Genomic DNA, 23,396 nt, shown 5'->3' with positions numbered 1-23,396 from the left:
ACCGTTATGGATCGCTTCATTCAGCAAGCCCTCATGCAAGTAATGACGCCGATCTTCGATCCGCATTTTTTCCCCGAATAGTTATGGGTTCCGCCCAAACAAACGTGCCCATGACGCCGTAAAACAAGCGCAATCCTACATACAGGAAGGATTCCGCTGGGTCGTTGACATGGACCTTGAGAAATTCTTTGACCGAGTCAATCACGACATACTAATGGCAAGGGTAGCTAGGAAAGTTTCGGACAAACGTGTCTTGAAGCTTGTTCGAGCCTATCTCCAAACCGGAGTGATTGCAGATGGAATCAAGCTCGAGACGATAGAAGGTACTCCGCAAGGAGGCCCACTAAGCCCACTCCTTGCCAACATTCTTCTCGATGACTTGGACAAAGAGCTTACGGCACGCGGGTTGCGCTTCGTCCGTTATGCGGACGACTGAAACATCTTCGTCCGGAGCAAAAGGGCGGGAGAGCGCGTTATGGAGTCGGTAATACGCTTTGTTGAGGGGAAGCTCAGACTAAAAGTGAACAGGGACAAAAGCGCAGTAGACCGACCTTGGAACCGGAAGTTCCTTGGCTTTAGCTTTATGCGCAACAAAGAAGCGAGTATTCGTATCGCGCCTAAGAAACTGGAGCAGCTAAAGGAGCGCGTAAGAGAGATCACCTCAAGAACACGAGGAATCTCAATGGACAGCCGTATCAAGGAGCTAAACCGCTACTTAATGGGGTGGATTGGCTACTTCCGCTTAGCCTCCGCGAAGAAACACTGCGAAGCACTAGATGAATGGATTCGCCGCAGACTCCGTATGTGTCTCTGGAAGCAGTGGAAGTTACCAAAAACCCGACTGCGGAATCTACGTGCCCTTGGCGTACCGGAATGGGTAGCGAGGATTATGGCAAACTCCCGCAAGGGGTGCTGGGAAATGTCCCGAAACATTAACAACGCCCTCAACCTCTCCTTCTGGAGAGATCAAGGGCTACTCAGTCTAACTTCTCGTTATCTTGCGATTCGTTAATCTTTAGGAACCGCCGTATGCGGACCCGCATGTACGGTGGTGTGAGAGGGCGGGGGCTAGCCGCCCCCTCCTACTCGATTTTGGAGTATAAAGCGATCATGTCACAAAACCTATCCGCTAATTGTCTGTATACTGCGAATTGGAATTGAGTATAAGGCTGCTTCGTTTGCAAGAACATTCGTATTCCCTCAGATTTGAACCTGATGACCCTTGGACTCTTCCAATTGTCTTGATGCTCGGCGCCGCCCATTCATGACCACCAAGGACAATGCAATAACCACGAGGATAGCCCCAAGCAGTTGAATCCCCCCGACGCTTAGTTTATCTCCCATTGTGATGCTCAGGAGCAAAGAAGAGAGAATGGTTCCCAGATATCTCGATGTCATAAATAATCCGGATGCTACGCCGATCATTTCTTTTGGAGAGCTTTTGAACAAAGCGGCTTGCAAAGCGACATTGTTCAATCCGTTGCTAATCCCGAATGCAGCTAACCCTGCACACACACTGATCGCCGGTGAAGTTTGATTCAAGGTCATGATCCATACGGACCCAAGCGTCATCAATATTCCGGACACCAGCAATGCTGGTCGGGGACCTGATTTATCTATCCATCGTCCTGCGATTGGAGAAGTGACCAGCGAACACAATCCTAAGCTTAGCATGAGAATCCCTGTGTGGAACTCGCTGACATGCCGTACCGTTTGCAAAAAGGACGGAAGCCCGAAAAAGACCGAGTAAAAAAGTACATTAGCGAGTATGCATTCGACATTGACCCAGGTCAGTGCAGGATATTTCGCGAATGCGCGCAATGGGATAAAGGGTGACGCCACTGTTAACTCATATCGTACGAAAACCCCCAGTGCAACGAGGCCGATCAACCCGACGATGACATGCCCAAGTGAGACGTACCCGGATGATTTCGCTGCGAGTATTCCTATGAGCAGGCCAACCAGACCGACTGTGAAGAGCAGGACTCCTGGCGCATCAATGAGATCAAACCATTTACGAAGGGACATGCTCCGCGCAATGGATGTTGGCGGTTCGTCTTCAGGAATCGTCCTCCACGCGAATAGAAAGCTCATCATCACGAACGGAATATTGACGAAAAAGATAGCCGGCCAATCCCACCAGTGAATCAAGACCCCGCCAATAAAAGGTCCGATCGCTGCCGCTCCTGACAGAAAAATGGATAAAATGGACAGCGCAGTCGCTTGTTTCTCCGTAATATGAATGCGCACAATGGCCATTCCAACTGACACCATCATGCTTGTTCCGATGGACTGCACGATGCGGAACAAGATGAGCCACCCGAAGCTAGGCGATTGTGGAGCCAGTAATGATGCAACGGAGACCACTATGAGCCCGGTAAGAAATATTTTCTTGCGACCGAATAAATCGCTGGCCTTTCCCATCACGGGTTGAGCGATAGCACTCGCAATGTAAAAGGAAAAAATAATCCAGGAAACAACGGTAAAGTCAAGGCGGTACACATGTTGCAGCCTTGCAATAGCAACAGATACCATTGAAGAATTTAATGGGTTCAATAGTACCCCCAGCCCTACGGAAATCATCAGCCACCTGCTGCGAACACTCATTTTCAGTCTCCTCTCGAGCGTTTTGATGATATCGTACTTGAAATCGATCATTTACTCCAACGCATCTTGTGCTATGATTTCATTGACTCGAGGGAATGAATGGAGGTGCGATATGGAACTTCTTCAACTGCAATACTTTCTCACGGTAGCTCGATTGGAACACGTGACTGAAGCCGCAAGAAGTCTGCACGTTACGCAATCATCACTAAGCAAAACGATTCAACGCTTGGAGGAGGATCTCGGGGTCCCTTTATTCGATCGGATAGGGAGGAAGCTGCGATTGAACGAGTTCGGAAGAAGATTCCTTCACCGTGCGGAAAGGGCTTTGTTTGAATTGGAGCAGGGGAAGCAGGAGCTTAGCGATCTATCCAGCCCGGGGCATGGCACACTCGAATTGGCAGTCACCACCGCGAGCACGTTACCCAATATCCTTCGAGAGTTTCGGAAAAAGCGTCCCTCTGTCCAATTTCATGTGCAAATGCTGACCACGCAGGAAATGGTTACGCTTCTTCAGAGAGGAGAGGTCGATTTCTGCTTATCTTCACCCCCCATAAAAGGGGATGGCATTGAATGTCAAATCGTGTTCATCGACCCCATCCTCGTAGCGGTTCCCAAGGGGCACCGGCTTGCAGACCGAAGCAGCGTATCCTTGACTGAGCTAAGGGATGAATGGTTTGTAGGTGTAAAGAAGGGCTACGGTACTCGAGATATCGTGGATGCTGTATGCAAATCGGTTGGATTTAGTCCGAAATATGTGTATGAGGGAGATGAACCTGCGAGGCTAAGTACGCTTGTCGAGTCAGAAATTGGCATAGCTTTCATACCGAGCACGGCAAGGTATTCATCGGAACATGTCAAATATCTCCATATAGAGAATCATGAATTGGAGCGGGAAATTGCTTTGCTGTGGAACAGGAGTCGGTACATGTCGCGGGCGGCTCTGGAATTCCGTGAAATCGTTGTGGAATATTTTGCGTCGATATCCAAACAGGCAAAGAGCGATGACTTGAATTCTACAAAAAAAGCATGAAGAAGGAAGCCGACACAGAGTCGCCAATATCAGCTCTAAGAATGTGCTGCTTAAGTTAGGATTCCGAATGGCTATCAGGCAGGTTAATGTAAGTACCATGAATTTTCGGATATGATAAAATAAGCACATGACCCTTAAATTTCCAATGGGAGTAGATGATACCATCAGCAATTTTATCGTAAACAGGCTTCGGGCTGCTGGTTGTGTGTTCGCTGAAGATGAGGCCCAATTGCTCATCTCCGCAGCACGGACAACGGCTGAGCTTGATGACATGGTAAACCGGCGAGTTGCAGGCTTCCCCCTCGAACACATTCTTGGTTGGGCCGAGTTCTGTGGTCTGAGGATAGCCGTAGACACTGGAGTTTTCGTACCACGTCAACGTACCGAGTTTCTAGTCCGCCAAGCTATCGCCCTCGCACGGTCAGGAGCCGTAGTGGTGGACCTGTGTTGCGGATCGGGCGCGTTGGGGGCCGTGCTAGCAGCAAATGTAGAGCGGATCGATTTACATGCAGTGGACATCGACCCTGTCGCAGTAAGGTGCGCTCATAGGAACATCACTACCGCCGGCGGTCACGTCTATGAAGGAGATCTTTTTGAACCGCTGCCCGCCACATTGCGGAACCGCGTCGACATCCTCGTCGCGAATGTACCCTACGTACCAACCGAGTCTATCAGGCTACTTCCCCCAGAGGCCAGAATCTATGAAGCGCCAGTGGCACTCAATGGAGGCGCGGATGGACTTGATGTTTTACGGCGAGTGGCGACTGAGGCGGCCCTCTGGCTGATTCCAGGTGGTCACTTATTGGTCGAGACGAGTGAGCGACAAGTGCCACTAGCCGTCGAAATCTTCGCAAGCAACGGGTTAACTCCGCAAGTGGCAACTGACCAAAACCTAGACGCTACCATCGTGATCGGAACAAGAACCTAGCTTGTTTCGAAGGTAATTTGCTAACTGAATTTCTCAACGAACGGATTCGATCGTTCTGTTGCAAAACTACAGAAGGCTGTCACGTGATCGATCGGGCGGCCTTTTCTATGCTGACGGGAGGAGAGTTCAGCAAAACTTTCTCAGGATTATAGCTCACCTTTATGGTTTATTCTTCCAGGGAAAATAATGTCTGAAATTTCGAACAATTAAGTGTGGAGGTAATGGCGATGACCATGAAAGAATCCGAATGGCAAATACCGAAAGCAAGGGAGGCGGTCTCAATGTTGACGACAGGCGGCATCTCTGTTGTGCCCGCAAACGAGGCGTCATGGGAGGACTTGGACGATGTACTAGGCCAGGCCCGCTGTCACTCGGCACGGTGCTATTGCCAGCGGTACAAGATCCCGAACGCTCAGTGGAACCAAGTGGACGACGACGAGAGCGCCTTCCGACTGCGTGCCCAGACCGACTGCGGGAACGCAGAGTCGGGCACAACCAGCGGCCTCGTCGCATACCTCGACCACCAGCCTGTCGGGTGGTGCGCGATCGAGCCACGGGCCGCCTACAAAAAGCTGTCAAGCAGCCGTGTTCCATGGGCGGGACGGAACGAGGACAAGAACGATGATGGCGTTTGGGCCATCACCTGCTTCTTTATTCGAACCGGCTATCGCCGGCGCGGTCTCACCTACGAGCTCACGCGCGCTGCCGTCGAATTCGCTCGGGGAAGGGGCGCCCGCGCTGTTGAGGGGTACCCGATGATCACCATACCTGGACAGGAGATCTCTTGGGGGGAGCTTCACGTCGGCAGTCGCAACGCCTTCGCTGCGGCCGGTTTTCGTGAGGTGACCAGACCAACCCCGCGCCGGGCTGTGATGCGCCTCGATTTCCAGTAGACTGCTAGGCTAGAATGCGGAGCATTGGTGACGTCTAGTTTCTCGGAATTGTAGGTACAGGAGCGGAAACGACCAGGATAGGGCTGCGGGTGCGAATTTGGCTGCTTTGTTGAACAAACGGGGGTCGATAGTTCAACAACACACAAAGGCAGCCGATAATCGATGTTCGGCTGACTTTGCTCAACTAACAGGCAGGATTGCTTAATAAATAGGTTTTGATAACAGGCGATTTTGTCTGCTTGCTTAAAACAACCTTTACCACTAAAGACAGGAATAGATATTAAATTATTGGAAAAGCCTATGTACATACTGTTGTAATATGCAGCACAGTGAAGGTGGCTTATGAAGGTTCATGCCTGAATGATAATGGGTGCTGATCCAGAAGTAAAAAAGATAACTAATGTGATAAAAAAATGTAACAGGTAATTCCATTTAACAAAATCATGAGACGATAATTCGCCAATAATGTCCGCGAATGAATTTCAAATTGAAATAGGGGGATGCTTGTTGACTTACCAAGAAGGATTGGATCAAATAGATAGAGCAACTCAAAGACTTACTGAAGCAAATCAGATGGTTGTGGATGCAATTATAAATGCATTTTTATTTACATGGCAATGGTGGGTAGCATTCCTTATGTTAGTTGTTCCGTGGGTTATCTGGTGGATATTCCGTGATCGAGAAAGTGCAGCTCGTTTATTTTCCGCTGGTCTATTAGTAATGGTTTTATCAGAAATCCTTGATACGTTTGGTGTTAGTTTTGGAAGCTGGGCATATCCAGTAAAAGTCATACCTGTAGCCACTTTAAACTTTTCGTTTAGACTTTCTCTTTTGCCTGTGCTTGTAATGTTCTTGTTGCAAGTTAAGCCTAGCTATAATCCTTATATTAAAGCTGTTTTTTTGGGAGGATTAGGGGCATATGTGGGACTGCCAATGTTGGCAATGATGGATTTATACAAGAAAATTAACTGGGCCTATACATATTCTTTCTTTAATTCTAACTTTAATGTATTTACTGGCTCATTGGTTCAGTCGAATTAATGCCTATGAAAAAATTGGACTGAATAATGCTGGAAATGATAATCGACAATTTAGCTTAAATGTCTTACGTACAAAAGAAAAAATGAAATAATTGGAGGAAAAAACAATTGTATGAAGAGGGCTTCATTAGACTTCTCTGCGAGGAAGCAAGAAGGAGAAAAATTGAGGACAAGCTTAACAAATGCTTGAATAAACAATGAAAATAAAAAGTTTTCAGTTGAATAAGGAATGGGTAGCAGCCGGTTTGAAACCAGCTGTTTTTCTCATGTTAAAAGATATATCCGTGAATTAAGAAGGTTCAAGAGAGACTTAGCCATTTGGATGTGTCTGAAACAAGAAGTCTGCTGTTGATCATATATGCACGGCTCGATATTGCAAGAAATGCACTGGTGGAGACGAAGTCATTAAGGAAACTGTGATGGATTTACTTGATATTTTCAAAAGGTTACCTAGCAAGCAATTAACGAAAGGTAATTGAATTAACGGGATCGATAGTGGAATGCGGTTGCTTCGGTAGCCGTTTTTTAATTACTACGCTAAAGGGCAGGATAGCGTATTTACGGTGCAGAATTATTGATAATCATTGAGAGATTGGGTAAGTCATAATGAAGCCGAGTAAAGAAGGATTAATTGAACTGGTAAGACAGATTATGGATGTTGAAGGTACCGAGGAAGAGATCGATTTTTGATGAAACTGATCTGACACCAGAACAGGTCGTGGAGCAAGCACTAAGTTACAAACCAATTCAGTTATAAGTTATGGGAAATCATGAAGGTAACGGTGTACAATTGCGGAATAAGTGGGGAGCAGATTGCGGTGGTTACAAGGTGAGGCAACAACTACTAAAATAAGCACGGGGGTTAAAAAGTATGAAACAATTGGGGACGCTATACTTCTTCTGTGGAAAAATGGGCGCAGGAAAATCAACTAAATCAAAACAATTGGCGAAAGATAAACATGCGGTACTGTTGTCTGAGGATGAATGGCTTTCATCTCTTTATCCCAATCAGATCGCATCATTTGAGGACTATCTAAAATTCTCAGCGCAGCTTAAACCGTTGGTGAAAAAGCATGTCCAAAACTTATTAAGTGTCGGTACAGATGTAGTGATGGATTTTCCAGCTAACACTCAAAAACTGAGAAAGTGGTTTTTGGATATGGCGTCAGAGGTCAATGCAAACCATCAACTAATTTTCCTGAATCTAAATAACGAGCAATGCTTACGTCAAATTGCACAAAGGCGTAACGAACAACCAGAAAGAGCAGCTTTTGACACGGAAGCCGTGTTTATTCATGTTACTAAATTTTTTGAGGCACCAGAAGCATCCGAGGGTTTAAATATTTTAGAGTTTAGTGGAAAAGATAAATAACTATATAAATAAATGAAGATCGAAACGGGTTCGATAGCTCAACCAACGAAAGCAGAGGGAAAACAAGTGAATGGAAAGTACTCCAATGCATTGATCGAGTGGGATATTGACCTTAGAAGAATTCCATACATCGATTTATTGAAACGTTCATTTTTCATTAACTCTTTTTTAGGCTGACCGCAATCCATGTTGGACTACGGGTAGAATGAAACTGATAAAAAGCAAAGGTCCTAACCATTCGGCTGGGACCTTTTTGGCATTCAATATTTGATTTTAAGGCTCTCTCCGTCGACATAAACACCTTGGGAACGAGTAATCGGCAATTTCTGTTCGGCCGTAAATCCGATCGTTTCTCCATCCTTTAATGTGACATCATGTTCGACAACATAAGTGGATATATCGATGAGGAATTCACGCAGCTCGCTAGGAGTCAACCGACTGTCCAAAATTTCGATTTCGTCCTTGCCGAATGATTTCAGCCCGTAGGTATATGCATTCATTCCGGTTTCGCTTCGAACTAGACCGAAGTAGACCAGATTCAATAATGGAAAAGCGTCATCAGTTTTCATAAAGTTCGCCATTTCAAGAAATAGCTCAGGCTGGAATACGGTGCCGGACGTGTAAATTCCGATCGCGTTAGGAAGCTTCAAGCAGCTGGCGGCCAGCTTGGTGTACATTCTGCCGCTGTCCAGCGCGGAACCGGAGCTGTTAAGTACAGCCACGATGATTTGGGCTACGTGTGTCTTGGTGACGTCCACGGCTTCCGGCCAAAGATAGTTGCCCTGTGCGAAATGCTCGGCCTCACCATTCGGCACGGGGGCGTCGACAAAGGTTAGCGCCAAGGTGAAGTTGTCGATGTTACAGACAAGCACCCCTTCCTTTTCTTCCCCGGGGTCCCGCTCTTCTCCCGTTTCCGGTGAGCAGGAGATATTCCAATCATGGAGAAGGTTCGCCTTCACTTGTTCAAGATCACACTCGGAAGTATTCAGCAAAACAAACCCGTGAAAAATGCCGGAAGATTCCTCTTGAGGCTCATGTTGGCTATCTTGGGGCTGAGCGGCTTCCAGCATGGCAGCCTGATTCATCCAATATTGACGGATCATTTCCACCATAGCGGTCGCTTCCTGTTCCGCAGTAATAGGGTTATAGGGAGTCATCTCGCTGAAGACATGGCCGCAATGTTCCGTATCCGATGGATGCTCATAGCCGCCACAGACGCCGAGGAGCCAGTTCCCGAACAGTGTTTTTTTATATTTGATTAGGTAGTAGCGCATGCCGTGTAAATCAAATTCTCCTGCAATTTCGATTTTGTTGGGCTTACGGCCGAGTTCGCGTTCGTCCTCCAGCCAGTCGGTCATAGCTTGAATCGCCGCTTGTTGTTGGGGTGTCATGGATTCAGCTCCTTAATGGAGGAATAGTCTTACAAATGCATATTTTACCATTAATAGAATGTGTTTGAAACCAGTAATGAACAGCTGTAGGGAGAAAAGAATATTATCCTTCTATTAGCCACGTATATCGCGTTTTTTTGTTTGGAGGGATAAACTGGGTCTTGCGCCTAATTGTTCCTCCGTGGAGGACAGGCTATGATAGGAAGTAAGTCGCAACTAGCCGTATCTTTGGAACGGTAAGCGCTGCGTTGAAGCAGGAATTTCTTCCTTATTGATAAAGGTTTTTCGGTTTTTGCAGGATCAAACCGGCAAAGGTGCTGTCGTCAGAATACTTGAAGGGAAGCGCAAGTACAAACTACATCACTGCATAAAGGAGCCTTGGATGGATATGGATCACACTTTGGATAGCATTCTGGACGACATGAAGCAGGAGATCGACAAATGGATGGCCTATATTCGTTATATGAACGCGGAAAATAACGTGAAGCGAACCTCACTGCAGGTGGGAATTCATGATTGCGCTCTGCTCGAATATGCCAAAGGCAGGGTGGACGTGACGGATGGGGAGTTCGATTTATCGATGCCGGGAGACGTGGCCAGCCCCGACGAATCGCTGAGCGAGAAACAAGTGCGAGAGCAGATCGTCCCTGAGCTCTCATCTTATATGCGGTATAAATTAAACGAGCTGCCGTCGGAGTTATTTGATTATCAATTTACTTTTAACGGAAAATTTCAGGTGCTGGAAGGCGAAGTCAACATTCGCATTCTCGAATACGTCGACGAGGCGAAGAAGAAACAGTTGCTGGAACGAATCTCCATTTATATCGCGGATAAGCTCGAAGCGGGAAAATATCCAACCCAACCCTTGGAGACGTTTTTTCTCTCCAGGCACTTGTTGGACGAGGGACTGTTTCCAGATGCGGATCCCGGCCAGATCATTTCTATTTTTGAGAACATTCAACAAGTGAATAAAGGGAACAACCAACTTGCTGAGCATCGGAGTTATCTGATTGGAGCTTTACGGGATTGGGTAGAGAAGCATTGGTTGCCCCGTTATTTCGATGATATGGGGACTCCGTGGCAGAAGGAATATAAGAAAAAAAGCGATGCCCGGCTGGAAAATACGGAGCAAGGTCCAATCGAACTGGTCATCTATGCCGCAAAGTTGATTCTGAAACATGAGCCTTCCTACAGTAGAAGTGTGGGACTGGCATTTTTGCATTACGCGATCGAGATGGGGAGTGCCCAAGCAAAACGTCTGACGCAGGAAGGCAGCGGAACCTTCGCTCACGAAGACATCCGTTTTCGCGACGAAATGGTGGAATGCACAGCTAACGATGTGTTTGCTGAGGTGTCCATAGCGATTAAGCAGGAAACGGAGGAGAGCTATGAGCGTGCGCTCCGATTTCTGACTCGCTTGCTTAGCATGGGCTTCCCGAAAAGCTACCAAATCAAGCTGAAATCCGGCGTCAAGCAATGGCTGCCGATCAAAGGGTTGGCCAAATCGAGCACGCACCGCTTCTTTGCCAACGCCCTGCAATATCCGGAATTGCATCCATTGTTGGAGGAGTACGCCCGGGTGGCGATGGAAACATTTGAATGGTATGCGGATACGGAAGGGGAAAAAAATTGCATGCCGGGCAGTTATGCGGTCTTCGGCCTTGGAGTGGCGGATCGGGCTTATTTTCCGTTAGTAGAACAATATATGGAGAAGGTTGACGTAGAGCACCAGTCCGTTCAGAACGAGTTCACTGCTGCTTTCGCCGAGCGGCATGGAGTTAACGCAGAGACGATTCCTACGCTGGTGAAGTGCATGCTGCATAGCACAGATTCGTTGAAAGTGAAGATCAATGCCGATATGGAAGACGAAATGCATCTCCGGCAGCTGTACGAACAAGTGCGCGGCCTTCAGGACCATGAGGTGGAGCATGTCGTTTATTTGATCTGGGGCGGCACGGATAAGTTGAAAAAGATAGCCGCCAAAGCTGAAGGTGATCGGGGAAAATGGCTATCCGAACTAGCACAGGCAGCCAGCCGCGGTTAACTTCGCTTCCTGGACTGCTGACAGGTTCCTTGCAATATGTAGTGATATGAGCAGCGCATTAACTCCGATGAGGTGGCTTATGTACGAACAAGTATTCAAGGGCAGGGTTGAAATCAAAGACAGGCTATCAGAGGAAGAAGTAAAAGAACTACTTGCCAATAAAGACCTCGAAGTGATCCAGTTCTCGAAACCAGTGGAGCCTTATACGTTTGAACTTCTCAATGATCTTTTGTTTGCCATGCGCGATGACGTTGAGCTGCGTGTTTATGGTGCCTATGGTTGGAAATGTGATCTGAGCTTTCTTTCCGCACTACCGAATGTGACTTGTTTTACGGTCGATTCTATGAGTGGTGAGGTTGACCATCTGGATGCCATTATTCAACTCAACCAATTGAAATCTCTGCATATTGGTATTTCTAATTTGGATAATTTCGATATACTTCATCACCTTCCTGATACGCTAGAGTCGATCATGTTGGAGCGCACTCAATCCAAAAAAGCCGATCTAGCTGTTCTGGAAAGGTTCACTCAATTGAAAAAAATCTATATTGAAGGCCATACCAAAAATATTGATGTCATTGGCAGGCTGCACCAGCTGGAAGATGTCACCTTAAGGTCGGTAACCACAAAGCATGTAGAATTCCTTGCCCCACTAAAAAAGATGTGGTCTCTCGATATTAAGTTGGGTGGAATCAATAACTTTGAAGCCATTGAAGGAATGGAAAACATCAAGTATTTGGAACTATGGCAAGTTCGTGGACTGAAGGATCTATCGTTTATCTCCACATTGACGGGTCTTCAATATCTTTTTCTTCAATCCCTCCGAAATGTGGAAACACTGCCGGCTTTGAATGGCTTGTCTAGGCTGCGAAAAATACATTTAGATACCATGAATGGACTCAAGGATATTAGCAGTTTGGGACAGGCACCCTCATTGGTGGAATTCACGCATTGGTCGGCAAAGAATATGCGAATCGAGGATTACATTCCATTGCTAACCAACCCTTCTGTGCAAAGAGTTCGCGCAAGCTTCGGCAGCGATAAACGGAATCAAGAGTTTGATAGGATGGTTGAAAGGTATGGCAAAGCATGTGAAAAGTTGTGGGGGGAGTTCCCCTTTGAGTAACAAGGAAAGTTGAAATGGAATTTTTCATTCTAAATCAAAGAGGTGATCCTACTGGAGGATGTTTTTAAAGAAATTGATGATGTCTTAGAAAAGATGCAAGCGGCTTTAAGGGAGATGCGGGAACAAGAGCCCGAATTTTACGCAAAGTATCTCCCCACGCAACGGATAAGTGAAGCAGAGGAGCAGGAGCTACGCAGTGTAACCGACCAATGGACTCTTCCTGAGGAATACGTGTACTTTTTGAAGCGTTATGCCCCCGAAAAGGTTTCTTGGAGTACGGACGAATATATCAGTCTTACCATTTATGGCGCCAAGGATATCCTGCCTGGTCAATCGGGGTACAATTATAATCATGTTACGGACGAAGTGATTACGGATTGGCCGAGTACCTATCTAGTCATCGCTTCAGATGAAGGCGATCCTTATTGTATCGATCTTTCCAGAGGGGATACCGTCATTTATACCGCGAGGCATGGAGCGGGATCTTGGGATTTTTCCATTGCTTACGACAATCTTGTGGAGTTTCTTCATAGTGTCTTACGGCCACGCAGCTTCCAGGATTGGGAGACTGCTGAGAGTGAACAATATGACTACTACAAAGTGTTTATTACAGGTACAGGTAGCGACAAGATCAAAACATTGGTGTTCATCAAAAAAAGGTTCGCCTGTGATTATGCGCAAGCGAAAGTATATTTAGAGGCGAGACCTCTGCTCGTGTTCAAGGGCATTGAATTAGCCGCTGCTAAAATAGAGGATGAATTAAAGAGCATAGGTGCGGACTATGAATGTCACAAAATTAGTCTGGACGAATTTTTGCGCAAAGACTGAGGTCGTTGTAGGGCATACTCAACACTGAAATGAGGGCTACTATTGAAACAAAACCGTCATGAGGAATCGATGAAATACCTAACAACTGCACCTTTTTCCGAAAGAGATCCTATGTTCATTAGAGCTATAAATAATGTAGACTATACTCTATTAACGAATGCTGAAGTAGGTTTATTAGAGTTTTTGTATTTTCAATTGAAAGATATAGCATTACGAAATAAAATCCTTCAAAGTTTGATGCGAAGCGAACCATTCGAACGGAAGGATTTTTTTCAGAAAGCCTATAAAAAAGAACGATACCTGGACATGAGACTCATGGCGATTCGAGGGTTAGCTCAGTTTTCGTCCAAAGAAGAGATCGACAAGGTAATGGAACATTTCTTGCAAATCTTGAAGAAGAGACCGGAAACTACACCATACAACTACCAAGAATATGAATTTTTAAGGTCAGCATTCGGTTTGCCCTATCTCATAAAAACTTACGGTTATCCTTGTTTTGAAAAAACATTTCAACAAGTCGAGAAACAGTATCACGATATGCCAGACGCATTTAAAGGGCATTTTACAATTGATGAGGATGGGAACTTTATTGAACTGAGGAGTCCAAAAGAAACGAAGCAAATGATGGATAACTTTTTTGCAACGCGGTAGAGTTATTAAACGATCGGGTATCGATAATGGAATCACAACCATTAGAGGCTGCCTCGAAACCACGTGCTTCAGCAGCCGTCTTTTAATTGTGATGCAAGCGGGCAGATACATAATAGCAATCGAAAAGAAATCCAGATGCAGCTTCTTGCTATAATGGGTGTAGGAAAGCTTTGCAACTTAACCACCATGGAGGTTTTGTAATGGGAACAGGTAATCCGGTAACGATAACAGTGGAAACGATCGTTCATTGTCCCGTAGAAAGCGTGTGGAAGTATTGGACAGATCCGAAGCATATCACGCAATGGAATAATGCTTCCGATGACTGGCACACGCCATATGCCGAGAATGATCTAAAGGCCGGGGGTAAATTCATTACGAGAATGGAAGCCAAAGACGGCAGTTTTGGATTTGATTTCAGCGGCGTTTATGACGAGGTGAGCCTTAACGAGAGCATCTCCTATACGTTGGGCGACGGTAGAAAAGTGAAGATCGCGTTTATTCGCCAAGACAACGACACGCAAATCATCGAATCGTTCGAAGCGGAAGAGACCAATGCTGTCGAAATGCAACAAGCTGGGTGGCAGGCGATTTTGGACAATTTCAAAAAGTATGCGGAAACGGCTAAAGAGGAGTAGGAATCTTTCCGCAAACCGATTATGGAGCAGTTTGCCAGCGGCAGCTGCTCTTTCTTTATGCATACGAGAATAAAAGTAAAGGTAAAATGGAGAAGTATGGAAGACTTGATAAAGAATAAAAACTAGTTGGTTACAATTAGCTGGGTAGTAAGGGAGTGCAAAAATATGGATTTCGAAACAGTTATGCAGGAGCTTGAAGCACTCGGCAAGGAACGAATGAAAAAAATGTACATAACTAATGTGGCGCACGAGCCGCTTTTTGGCGTGGCGACCGGTGCTATGAAACCCCTCGCAAAGAAAATAAAAAGGAACCAACGTTTAGCTGAAGAACTTTATGCCACAGGTAACTATGATGCAATGTACTTTGCAGGCATTATTGCAGACCCTAAAGCCATGACTGAGTCGGATTTTAATCGATGGATGGATGGAGCGTATTTTTATATGCTGTCCGATTATGTGGTGGCAGTAACCTTATCAGAGTCAGATCTTGCACAAGACATTGCTGATAAATGGATTGCAAGCGGTGACGAGCTGAGAATGTCAGCAGGCTGGAGTTGCTACTGTTGGCTTTTAGGGAATCGGCTAGACAATGAATTTTCCGAAAGTAAGATTTCCAATATGCTTGATATTGTCAGGAATACGATTCATGATTCACCAGAACGAACGAAATCCGCTATGAATCATTTTCTGTACACGGTGGGGATTTCATATTTGCCGCTACATGAAAAGGCAGTGGAGACCGCAAAGGAAGTAGGGACTGTAGAAGTCAAACGGGACAAGAAAAAAAGCAGTTTCCTAAACGCTTACGAAAGCATTAAAAAAGAAATGGATAGGGGGAGGCTTGGTTTCAAACGTAAATATGTAAGATGTTAAAAATTGGCTTCGCTACGGGGTGTTAATCCAAAAGAATGATTGACGCTCTTTTTTTTGTGAAGGTACTGAACGAAAGGGCAGCATAGTCGAAAAGATAACCTTTCCTTTTTATATGACATAAGTTGACATATTTGAGGTCTATAATCGGTTGTATATCAACGAAAGGAGCTTCCAATCATGAAACGAAGAATCATTTTAGATTTAGCGGTTACTTTAGATAGCTTTATTGAAGGGAAAAATGGGGAAGTTGATTGGTGCATAATGGACTCTGAGATGGGGTTTACTAATTTCTTAAATCAAATAGATACTATTTTATATGGTAGAAAAAGCTATGACTTATGGGGACAATTTACTCCAGAAAATGAACATACGGATACTGAAAAAGAAATATGGGGATTGATTCATAGTAAAGATAAGTATGTGTTTTCCAAGACTCAAAAAGGGACTGATAATAAAGCAATATTCATTAATGATAATATTTTTGAAGAAGTCATTCAATTAAAGGATAAGCCTGGTAAGAACATCTGGCTATATGGTGGAGCAAGTCTGATTACTACTTTTATCAATTTAGGGCTTGTTGATGAATTAAGATTATCTGTTCACCCTGTTATTTTGGGAGAAGGAAAACCGCTGTTTATTGATATCAAACAGAGGTTGAATTTAAAACTGGTTCATACAAGAACGTTCACCTCCGGCGTTGTTCAACTAATCTATCATTTGAATGGGAAATAATATTACTTGTCGCTTTTTCAACTAACGGTTCGATAGTGAATAGATACAAGAAAGCAGTCGGTCAAATCGCCCGGCTGCTTTTCTCCATTCATGAGTAGTGCTCTGTTCCTGACAAAGAAGTCGAACTGTGGAGGGGGTGGCGGTGGGTAGAGACAAACGGTTACAGAAGATGCTTCAGATGTATAGCCGAGTCATAAGAAACAAGCGGCATTCCCGTCCTCAGCCGCTGCACAAAATCCGGGTTGGCCAGCAGCGGTCGGCCAAATGCGGCCAGATCGATAACCCCAGACTGGATTGCATCCGTGGCGGAACTGGGGCTCAGGCCACCGACACCGATCAAGGTGCCATCCCATCGTTTGCGGACAAGCTCGTGCAGCGTAAGCCCACCCGATATCGGCTGTAGGAACGTATTCGTCGAAGGATGGAGTACACGAAGGCCAACTTCGCGAGACGCTTCGAGGTAAGCATTGATTTCCTCTTCGGGCTCCAACCACCGGTAGTCGGGCAGATCATCCTTCAGTTCGGAGAAGCGATAGATGAGACGATCCATCCCGATAACTTCCCCAACGGCGGCAAGGATTTCTTTCATGAACAGAAGACGCCCAGTTCTTCCGGTACCATAGCAGTCGGTTCGGCGGTTCGTTATCTCCGAGGCGAACTGATCGATTAAGTAGCCGTGAGCTCCATGAATTTCTACGCCGTCGAAACCGGCGTCTACCGCGTGCCGCGCCGCCTGCTCATACTGGAGGACAACCTCACGGATCTCACCGAGGGTCATTGCCTCAGGAATTGCGTAAGGTTTGCGCAACCGATGTACAAGTCCCTCTGCTCGGAGGGATGAAGGGGCCAGAGGCGCATGGCCGCCGGTCAAATCCGGATGGGTCAGTCTGCCGACGTGCCAAAGTTGCGCTACGATTGTGCCGCCCTCTTCATGCACCGCTTCCGTCACTTTACGCCATGCGTTTGCTTGTTCCTTGGTAAACAAGCCGGGCACACCGAAGGTTCCTTTCCCTCTGGGCGATGGCGTAATCCCCTCTGTAATAATTAGGCCGATCCCGTCATGAGCCCGCCGCTGATAGTAAGCCACGACCGCCTCATCGACCGTCCCTTTAGCATCGCACGCGAATCCACGCGTCATCGGCGCCATAGCGATTCGTGTACGTAAGTGCCATGAGCCGATGCGGGTAGGTTGAAGCAACTCGGAATACATCATCTATCTCTCCCCTTTGGATATTTCTTTTCCTGGAATAAATTTTATATAATAATCCCATCCGATCACATAATAGTTTCAAGTTATTGATCAAAAATCGGCTTTAAAATCCTTTTATTTTAAGAGGATATATTTAAAAATAAAGGGGGGTCACTTGATGGACGATTTGGACAAACAAATTCTGCTCGTGCTGCAGGAGCAAGGACGCATTTCGATGACGGATCTGAGCAAAATTGTCTCACTGTCGCAGCCTGCGGTCACGGAGCGGGTGCGGAGACTCGAGGAAAAAGGTATCATTGATCACTATCGTGCTATCGTCGTTCCTGAGAAAATTAACAAGCCGATCTCTGCCTTTGTGCTGTTCTATACAAAAGGATGCGACCGATTCGTGGACTACTGCCGGGAGGCGAGGGATGTAGTCGAGCTGCATCGTATCAGCGGGCATCAGTATAATTTTCTTGTCAAGCTCGTCACCGAATCACTGCAAACACTGGAGAGCGCGATCAACGAGCTGGGCGCGTTCGGCGACTCAACAACGCTTATCGTGCTGTCCTCACCTATCGCACAGGACCGGCTGATTCCTTCATAGTGTCTGACAAACGGGGAATCGAACTCACTAACCAATTTTTAAGGATGGGAAGAAGCATGACTTCAATCGTCACGAATAAACGGTTATTGGAAGTTTTCCCGTGTCTGCGGGATGTTTGTCCCCGGGAGTGGGCGGAAGCTCAACCGGAAGTGCGGACATTCCCCGCCAAATCGCGTCTTTTCCAAAGGGAGGAAGCCACTTCCTACGGCATGTTTTTGCTGAGCGGCAACGCCCGCATCAGCCAAATCGGGGAAGATGGGAGCGAGCGGGTCGTCAATAAACTTATCCCCGGCGAAATTTGCGCTCTCTTTGTGCTAAGCGGACTGAGTGGGCGTGACTACCCCGCCGTCATTGAGGCAGAGACGGAGGTCGAGGCGCTGTTTGTGTCCAAACTCAGCTTCCTCCGTTGGGTGCAGGAGTACGAACCGATCCGAAGAAACGTGTTCGGTGGTCTGCTCGAAGGTATTATGCGTATGGGTGAACAGCTTCAAGCGAGGCAGACCAAGTCACTGGACGTGCGATTGGCAGAAGCACTGCTGAGTTCCACGACGGTGCAGCAGCCGCTGCTTCGAATGACGCATTATGAGCTTGCCTCCGAAATCGGCACCGCCCGTGAAGTGGTGAGCCGCGTGCTGCAGCGTTATCAGCGGCATGGGTGGGTGGAGACGGGGCGGGGGTGGATACGGATCACACTCCGCAATAAATTAGAAGAGCTAGTTGGTGACTAGGTCACAGAAGCGGTGCCATTCTTTCTGGTAAGGTGGGTACGTAAATCATTTTCCCATAACAGGAGGTATCCACCGATGACTCACCAAATGCAGCCGGGCATGATTGCCCCATCCTTCCGTACCGTCGACCTCTACGGCAATTTCGTATCGCTTGAAAATTATCGCGGCCGCAAAGTGCTGCTCGCTTTTTTGCGCTTCTCCGCCTGTGCTCTTTGCAATTTGCGGGTGCATCAGTTTATCGGCCGATATCCGGATTGGCAACGCCAAGGTATGGAAGTCATCACCGTCTTTGAATCGCCGGAAGCGAATATGCAGACATACGTCGGTGCGCAAAACGCTCCGTTCCCGCTCGTAGCAGACCCACAGGCGGACTTGTACGATTTGTACGGTGTCGAGACGTCGGAAGAGAAAGTTCGGATGACAATGGCAGATGCGAACACGAAATCGTTTGCCGAAGAGGCGGCAGCTGCGGGCTTTCCCCTTACACCAGAGAACGGTTCGAACTTCAATCGGATACCGGCCGAATTTTTGATTAATGAGCGTGGAATCGTACATCTGGCGCATTACAGCCGCATCCTTACCGACCATCTCCCGCTTGCGGAGATTGACAGCTTCGCTTCAGGTGAATAAAGATGCTTAGCAAAAAGGCATGAGACTTGTCCTTCGGGATTCTCATGCTTTTTTTATGGAATTTTTATCGTGGCTATCATTTCTTGAGTCATTCAAATTTGTGATAATATAAGAAAAATATGAGACGTAATACGAGAGACAGCGAGTGAAAAGAAACCGAATTCTGCTAGAGCTTCTTTTAAAATAGAGGTGGCGTCATGTTAAAACGTTTATTTGTTTCTGGATACAAGGCTCACGAGCTTGGCATTTTCAATGAAAAAAACCCGGGGTTAGCCATTATTAAGAAAGCACTGAAGCGGGAACTCGTTAGATTTCTTGAGGAAGATTTGGAATGGGTCATCATATCAGGTCAACTCGGGGTAGAAATGTGGGCAGCTGAAACTGTTCTGGAATTGAAAAAGGAGTATCCACATCTAAAGCTAGCAGTCATTACTCCGTTTTTGAATCAAGAGGAAAAGTGGAAAGAAGAAACCCAGGATTACTACCGAAATATTCTGATGCAAGCCGACTATATCAATAGTGTCTATCAAACACCTTACCAGGGAGTTTGGCAGCTTGGAGAGAAAGACAAATTCTTGTTATCCAATTCAGATGGTATCTTGTTGGTTTACGATGAAGAAAACGAAGGCTCCCCGAAATTTCTAAGTAAGCTCGCCGCCAAAAAAGCGGATATGGGTGATTATCAGTTATTTCGAATTAATGCATATGACTTACAGACCATTGCGGAGGAACAGCAGCAAGAACTATACAATGACTACTTCTAAAAAAGAAATCAGGTTCGAGACCCCGTAAGTGGCACCAATCCAATTAATTTGAAGCAACTTTACCGGATAGAGTGACTTAACGATCCTTAGGAGGGTCGTTTTTTCATAAGTAACCGTCTTGTTGTTGACAGTGTAGTGCACGTGCCCAAATGACTCGATATGGGTAAGAAGAAAGGATGATAGAAATGCCAAATGATAACCAAGCTCGTCCTCCTGCTGGTTCTGTTAGAGAAGCTGGTCGTTATCCCATCGACTTGACAGGTCCTGGCAGTCACACTCTTGTCATTCAGCCCGGTGTGGGCAGTCTATCCATTGGACCGTCGCAATTAGGGAAGAAGGCAGACCTTCACGTTGCGCCTGACACGCACATCGATTGGACTGTATTCGATGCCTTTGCTACGCCTGCGGGCTCGCCATGGCCGCGATATCTGCACTATACAGGCAGTGACGCAGGCTTCTTTGACTGGGCGCAGAAACGTCCCATTGAAGAAATGACGTGGGCTCCAATTCTGTCTGCAGATACGGTGGCGGACGCTAGCCAGTCCAATTTGCATGGCTTGCATATCGAGTTGGACCAGTCCGGGTGGCGTCTGAGCCTGAAGCTTCCAAAGCGGGATTTCCGCCTGAGTGTGTCCGGCGATCTATCACGCTTCTCTGCCACAGGTGATATGCCATCTTCTCTCACACTAGCGCCGCGTACTAGCCGACGCAAGAATGATACTCCTTTCTTGTTGCCCGACCTGGGGGAATTGCACCAGGTGAAGAGCCTGACGCTACAGAACACACCGCTGGGACAGCCTATCTCGCTAGCGTGTCTAAACCGGTTCCCCAACCTTAACTCACTGAGTTTGTGGGGAAACTTCTGCGACGTTGACTTGTTGGCTCGTCATGCCCGGTTAACAAATCTGGAGCTGCGCTTCATGCATGATCTGGGGGACTTGCCGCCCTTGAATGCGTGGCCGTTGCTTGACAGATTTATCGCTTATAATGTGGATGAGATCGCGGGCAAGCGCCTAAAGCAGCAAGTGAAAACACGGGATAAAATCCGTCCGTGGACCGACCATGTTTCAGTGAGCCAATTGCGAAAGCCTGGGTGGTGGGCGACGGAGTTTGGCCGGCCGTTCTCGTCATGGCCTAAACGTCTGGCCAAGCTGGCTAACGAAGCTTACAACGTTGCACAGGCAAACTTGGCCAAGGCTCGCAGCTTTGCCGATGCCGAGGCAGCCATTACCGCTTTCACCGTACGCTTCAATACCCTCAAAGGCATTGAAACCACCGAACGAGAAGATCTTGGTGAAGCGGTGCGGCAACTCAGCCAGTCTGATCACCTGATTGGCCAGCCTATAACAGAAGAGATGGCTCAACGCTGGTTCGATGCAGCGCGCGATTACTGAATGAATCGAACTAACGGGAATCGATAGTGTAACAACGCGGTTGCTTCGGCAGCCGTTTTTTAATTGTTGCCATTGGGCAGAAGAAATCAGCAGCTTAATTGTCCATAAGCAAATGTAACCTTTACCTTCATAACAGCGTCGAAGGAGGTGGAGGCGGTTTAATGCGAATAACAAGGATTATTTTAGGAATCTTCATGCTAATAAGTGTTGTAGGCTGTGGGGATACACAAAGAACAGCAGCTCCGGAAGTGCAAAGTTCAGCACGTTCATCCCTGGAGGAAGCGAGACGGGATGATCAAGTTATCGTTAGCCGTTCGCTCGGCTTCGGGAGTACCAACGCTGCGCATTATGGTAGTTTTACAGAAAAATGGCAGGTTGGTATCTTTGTAAAGGCGATCCAGTCTGCTAACAAAATTCAAGGCATACTCGATGTGGATCAGCCGGATTACGATGTTGTGATCGAGCATGACGGAAAGCAGTGGGAAATTCATTTGTGGCTCGATGCTCAAGGCAAGCACGGCATGTATACATACGTCTCAAATACTGACACCGGATACCAAATAACTGCTGAATCAACCCGGGAGTTACATAACCTGATATGGGGCTTAAAGTACGATCCGAAACAAGCGATGGCTAACGGGGATATCGTCAACGTCCACGGCGAGCTAAGCAATTTGGACGTATGGGAGAAGTTCGTGGCAAACGTAAAGGCTAGGGTCCGAGATGAAGTCCAAATCGTCAAATATACGATCGAAGGTGAACCGATCTTCGACAATTTGTCTTTCGATGGAGAGACGATTAAGCATATATACGACAATACGCATGATGTCTATGGGAAACCTACCAAGCTTTACGAATTTTGCAAGTCGATCGGGGAGAAAAAGACGGACAGCGGTACGGAATATTATCTTACTGATTGCGGTAAGGGCGACGCCTATATCCGGGAAGGCATGTTCAACTTACGCATCGAAAACAAATGAAACAGACAAATATCCAAATCCGATCAGGAAAGGCTTCAACATCTGGGAGGAGTTAAACTTGAGTAAGATTGATAACGGTGACATATGGTTCGATTTTGCCGCAGCCTTTGTTCAGAAAAAGAATGCTACGGGCTGGAACATGCTGACCTCACAGGAACAAGAAATTGCCGCCTTATGGATGCTGGAAGCCGATGTGTATAACGGCGGTTTTTTGCAGTTTTTTTGCAACTGGGGAGAAGAGGCATGCCTGAAGCCGGTCGCCATTGAAGCAATGGGCAGTTTTGTTGAATGAAAATATACAAGAAATCGATGGCGTTGTCGGGGTAATAATGGGGTTATTCATGACAGCAATCTAAAAGAAATCAATGCAATACTCATTTGCTAAGATTGATAAAAAGGAGCTGATCAATGATGTCAGTAAAAATTACCCCTTATTTCAATATGGAAGGCAACGCAAGGGAAGCTATTCAGTTTTATGAACAAGCAGTAGGTGCCGAAGTCCTCACAATCATTACTTACGGGGATATGCCGGATATGCCTAATACTCTCACTGATGATGTAAAGAATCTTGTGGCACACGCAAAGTTACGAGTTGGTGAATCGGAACTCATGTTTTCGGATGCTCCAAGCGGTTCGTCTATTCCCAAGGGGAAACAGGTGACCATTTGCATTTCAACGAACAACGTGGAAAAATCAAAACGTATCTTTGAAGCCTTACGACAAGACGGTCAAGTTAATATGCCGTTTGAAGAAACCCCGTTTAGTCCAGGTTTTGGTGATGTAACTGACAAATTCGGCGTAACCTTTCAAATATATACTGAAAGCCAAAGCTAAAATATAAATGGAGTATTGAGGCTGGGATACAGCACGTTTGACACCCCAAGATGAAAATCGAACTAAGTTAATCACCCCGCCAGAAAATCAGGGCGGGGCTTACTGCATTTTATGGCA

Annotated in this window: 23 protein-coding genes and 1 pseudogene; 21 read left to right on the top strand and 3 right to left on the bottom strand. The window is 46.6% G+C overall.

Features of this window, described 5'->3' with window-relative positions:
• Nucleotides 1-1,012: pseudogene (ltrA, locus tag EIZ37_RS21845) on the top strand (group II intron reverse transcriptase/maturase); the annotation flags it as partial.
• A gap of 188 nt (nt 1,013-1,200) precedes the next feature.
• Here ltrA and EIZ37_RS21840 read toward each other — a convergent pair.
• Complete coding sequence (locus tag EIZ37_RS21840; protein ID WP_134686879.1) at nt 1,201-2,607, bottom strand: MFS transporter; 1,407 nt, start codon at nt 2,605-2,607, stop codon at nt 1,201-1,203.
• Between the two features lie 112 nt (nt 2,608-2,719).
• Between EIZ37_RS21840 and EIZ37_RS21835 the strand changes: the two genes are divergently transcribed.
• The 5 genes from EIZ37_RS21835 (at nt 2,720) to EIZ37_RS21815 (ending at nt 7,870) form a co-directional block, all read left to right on the top strand.
• Nucleotides 2,720-3,637 carry a LysR family transcriptional regulator gene (locus tag EIZ37_RS21835; RefSeq protein ID WP_134686878.1) on the top strand — a complete coding sequence of 306 codons (918 nt, stop codon included), beginning with the start codon at nt 2,720-2,722 and terminating at the stop codon, nt 3,635-3,637.
• A 145-nt stretch (nt 3,638-3,782) separates the two neighbouring features.
• Nucleotides 3,783-4,565, top strand: coding sequence for a putative protein N(5)-glutamine methyltransferase (locus EIZ37_RS21830; RefSeq protein WP_134686887.1), 783 nt, complete (start codon nt 3,783-3,785; stop codon nt 4,563-4,565).
• 227 nt (nt 4,566-4,792) lie between these two features.
• On the top strand, nt 4,793-5,458 hold the full coding sequence (locus tag EIZ37_RS21825) for a GNAT family N-acetyltransferase (protein ID WP_205683875.1): 666 nt from the start codon (nt 4,793-4,795) through the stop codon (nt 5,456-5,458).
• A 507-nt stretch (nt 5,459-5,965) separates the two neighbouring features.
• Complete coding sequence (locus EIZ37_RS21820) at nt 5,966-6,499, top strand: CBO0543 family protein (protein WP_205683874.1); 534 nt, start codon at nt 5,966-5,968, stop codon at nt 6,497-6,499.
• 870 nt (nt 6,500-7,369) lie between these two features.
• Nucleotides 7,370-7,870 (top strand): AAA family ATPase, encoded by a 501-nt coding sequence (locus EIZ37_RS21815; protein ID WP_134686877.1) that lies wholly within the window; start codon nt 7,370-7,372, stop codon nt 7,868-7,870.
• A 260-nt stretch (nt 7,871-8,130) separates the two neighbouring features.
• Here EIZ37_RS21815 and EIZ37_RS21810 read toward each other — a convergent pair whose 3' ends face one another.
• On the bottom strand, nt 8,131-9,261 hold the full coding sequence (locus EIZ37_RS21810; RefSeq protein WP_134686876.1) for a DUF4261 domain-containing protein: 1,131 nt from the start codon (nt 9,259-9,261) through the stop codon (nt 8,131-8,133).
• 388 nt (nt 9,262-9,649) lie between these two features.
• Here EIZ37_RS21810 and EIZ37_RS21805 point away from each other — a divergent pair, with 388 nt between their 5' ends.
• The 7 genes from EIZ37_RS21805 (at nt 9,650) to EIZ37_RS21775 (ending at nt 16,150) form a co-directional block, all read left to right on the top strand.
• Complete coding sequence (locus EIZ37_RS21805) at nt 9,650-11,305, top strand: DUF6138 family protein (protein WP_134686885.1); 1,656 nt, start codon at nt 9,650-9,652, stop codon at nt 11,303-11,305.
• A gap of 79 nt (nt 11,306-11,384) precedes the next feature.
• Entirely contained in the window at nt 11,385-12,431 is a 1,047-nt protein-coding gene (locus tag EIZ37_RS21800) for a hypothetical protein (protein ID WP_134686875.1), read from the top strand.
• Nucleotides 12,432-12,473: 42 nt separating this feature from the next.
• Complete coding sequence (locus EIZ37_RS21795) at nt 12,474-13,259, top strand: SMI1/KNR4 family protein (protein ID WP_235828155.1); 786 nt, start codon at nt 12,474-12,476, stop codon at nt 13,257-13,259.
• A 42-nt stretch (nt 13,260-13,301) separates the two neighbouring features.
• Nucleotides 13,302-13,910 (top strand): hypothetical protein, encoded by a 609-nt coding sequence (locus EIZ37_RS26260; RefSeq protein ID WP_235828154.1) that lies wholly within the window; start codon nt 13,302-13,304, stop codon nt 13,908-13,910.
• Between the two features lie 200 nt (nt 13,911-14,110).
• Nucleotides 14,111-14,545, top strand: a complete 435-nt coding sequence (locus EIZ37_RS21785; RefSeq protein WP_134686874.1) for an SRPBCC family protein — start codon at nt 14,111-14,113, stop codon at nt 14,543-14,545.
• A 165-nt stretch (nt 14,546-14,710) separates the two neighbouring features.
• On the top strand, nt 14,711-15,418 hold the full coding sequence (locus EIZ37_RS21780) for a DNA alkylation repair protein (protein WP_134686873.1): 708 nt from the start codon (nt 14,711-14,713) through the stop codon (nt 15,416-15,418).
• A gap of 177 nt (nt 15,419-15,595) precedes the next feature.
• A complete protein-coding gene (locus EIZ37_RS21775; RefSeq protein ID WP_134686872.1) occupies nt 15,596-16,150 on the top strand; it encodes a dihydrofolate reductase family protein in 555 nt (184 codons plus the stop codon).
• Between the two features lie 160 nt (nt 16,151-16,310).
• On the opposite strand, the gene EIZ37_RS21770 is transcribed toward EIZ37_RS21775, so the two are convergent.
• Nucleotides 16,311-17,360, bottom strand: a complete 1,050-nt coding sequence (locus EIZ37_RS21770) for an oxidoreductase (protein WP_235828158.1) — start codon at nt 17,358-17,360, stop codon at nt 16,311-16,313.
• 157 nt (nt 17,361-17,517) lie between these two features.
• Between EIZ37_RS21770 and EIZ37_RS21765 the strand changes: the two genes are divergently transcribed.
• The 8 genes from EIZ37_RS21765 (at nt 17,518) to EIZ37_RS21730 (ending at nt 23,279) form a co-directional block, all read left to right on the top strand.
• Nucleotides 17,518-17,949 (top strand): Lrp/AsnC family transcriptional regulator, encoded by a 432-nt coding sequence (locus EIZ37_RS21765; RefSeq protein ID WP_134686870.1) that lies wholly within the window; start codon nt 17,518-17,520, stop codon nt 17,947-17,949.
• Nucleotides 17,950-18,005: 56 nt separating this feature from the next.
• Nucleotides 18,006-18,677, top strand: coding sequence for a Crp/Fnr family transcriptional regulator (locus EIZ37_RS21760; RefSeq protein WP_167569080.1), 672 nt, complete (start codon nt 18,006-18,008; stop codon nt 18,675-18,677).
• A gap of 75 nt (nt 18,678-18,752) precedes the next feature.
• Nucleotides 18,753-19,307, top strand: a complete 555-nt coding sequence (locus EIZ37_RS21755) for a redoxin domain-containing protein (protein ID WP_134686868.1) — start codon at nt 18,753-18,755, stop codon at nt 19,305-19,307.
• 197 nt (nt 19,308-19,504) lie between these two features.
• Complete coding sequence (locus EIZ37_RS21750; RefSeq protein ID WP_134686867.1) at nt 19,505-20,071, top strand: DUF1273 domain-containing protein; 567 nt, start codon at nt 19,505-19,507, stop codon at nt 20,069-20,071.
• A 185-nt stretch (nt 20,072-20,256) separates the two neighbouring features.
• A complete protein-coding gene (locus tag EIZ37_RS21745; protein WP_134686882.1) occupies nt 20,257-21,465 on the top strand; it encodes a hypothetical protein in 1,209 nt (402 codons plus the stop codon).
• A 248-nt stretch (nt 21,466-21,713) separates the two neighbouring features.
• The gene (locus tag EIZ37_RS21740) at nt 21,714-22,445 is read left to right on the top strand and encodes a DUF4362 domain-containing protein (protein ID WP_167569079.1); all 732 of its coding nucleotides are present in this window, start codon (nt 21,714-21,716) and stop codon (nt 22,443-22,445) included.
• A gap of 58 nt (nt 22,446-22,503) precedes the next feature.
• Nucleotides 22,504-22,737, top strand: coding sequence for a DMP19 family protein (locus tag EIZ37_RS21735; RefSeq protein WP_134686865.1), 234 nt, complete (start codon nt 22,504-22,506; stop codon nt 22,735-22,737).
• A 119-nt stretch (nt 22,738-22,856) separates the two neighbouring features.
• Nucleotides 22,857-23,279 carry a VOC family protein gene (locus EIZ37_RS21730; protein WP_134686881.1) on the top strand — a complete coding sequence of 141 codons (423 nt, stop codon included), beginning with the start codon at nt 22,857-22,859 and terminating at the stop codon, nt 23,277-23,279.
• Nucleotides 23,280-23,396 lie beyond the last annotated feature (117 nt).

This window comes from Brevibacillus migulae (assembly GCF_004521915.1).
GTDB lineage: Bacteria > Bacillota > Bacilli > Brevibacillales > Brevibacillaceae > Brevibacillus_F > Brevibacillus_F migulae.
Note: the sequence above shows the minus strand (reverse complement) of the source record. Positions and strands in the feature narration are given on the sequence as shown.

Coding starts and splice junctions, on each gene's coding strand:
- EIZ37_RS21840 (WP_134686879.1), bottom strand. CDS start 2,607: ATGAGTGTTCGCAGCAGGTGGCTGATGATTTCCGTAGGGCTGGGGGTA.
- EIZ37_RS21835 (WP_134686878.1), top strand. CDS start 2,720: ATGGAACTTCTTCAACTGCAATACTTTCTCACGGTAGCTCGATTGGAA.
- EIZ37_RS21830 (WP_134686887.1), top strand. CDS start 3,783: ATGGGAGTAGATGATACCATCAGCAATTTTATCGTAAACAGGCTTCGG.
- EIZ37_RS21825 (WP_205683875.1), top strand. CDS start 4,793: ATGACCATGAAAGAATCCGAATGGCAAATACCGAAAGCAAGGGAGGCG.
- EIZ37_RS21815 (WP_134686877.1), top strand. CDS start 7,370: ATGAAACAATTGGGGACGCTATACTTCTTCTGTGGAAAAATGGGCGCA.
- EIZ37_RS21810 (WP_134686876.1), bottom strand. CDS start 9,261: ATGACACCCCAACAACAAGCGGCGATTCAAGCTATGACCGACTGGCTG.
- EIZ37_RS21805 (WP_134686885.1), top strand. CDS start 9,650: ATGGATCACACTTTGGATAGCATTCTGGACGACATGAAGCAGGAGATC.
- EIZ37_RS21800 (WP_134686875.1), top strand. CDS start 11,385: ATGTACGAACAAGTATTCAAGGGCAGGGTTGAAATCAAAGACAGGCTA.
- EIZ37_RS21785 (WP_134686874.1), top strand. CDS start 14,111: ATGGGAACAGGTAATCCGGTAACGATAACAGTGGAAACGATCGTTCAT.
- EIZ37_RS21780 (WP_134686873.1), top strand. CDS start 14,711: ATGGATTTCGAAACAGTTATGCAGGAGCTTGAAGCACTCGGCAAGGAA.
- EIZ37_RS21775 (WP_134686872.1), top strand. CDS start 15,596: ATGAAACGAAGAATCATTTTAGATTTAGCGGTTACTTTAGATAGCTTT.
- EIZ37_RS21770 (WP_235828158.1), bottom strand. CDS start 17,360: ATGTATTCCGAGTTGCTTCAACCTACCCGCATCGGCTCATGGCACTTA.
- EIZ37_RS21765 (WP_134686870.1), top strand. CDS start 17,518: ATGGACGATTTGGACAAACAAATTCTGCTCGTGCTGCAGGAGCAAGGA.
- EIZ37_RS21760 (WP_167569080.1), top strand. CDS start 18,006: ATGACTTCAATCGTCACGAATAAACGGTTATTGGAAGTTTTCCCGTGT.
- EIZ37_RS21755 (WP_134686868.1), top strand. CDS start 18,753: ATGACTCACCAAATGCAGCCGGGCATGATTGCCCCATCCTTCCGTACC.
- EIZ37_RS21750 (WP_134686867.1), top strand. CDS start 19,505: ATGTTAAAACGTTTATTTGTTTCTGGATACAAGGCTCACGAGCTTGGC.
- EIZ37_RS21745 (WP_134686882.1), top strand. CDS start 20,257: ATGCCAAATGATAACCAAGCTCGTCCTCCTGCTGGTTCTGTTAGAGAA.
- EIZ37_RS21730 (WP_134686881.1), top strand. CDS start 22,857: ATGTCAGTAAAAATTACCCCTTATTTCAATATGGAAGGCAACGCAAGG.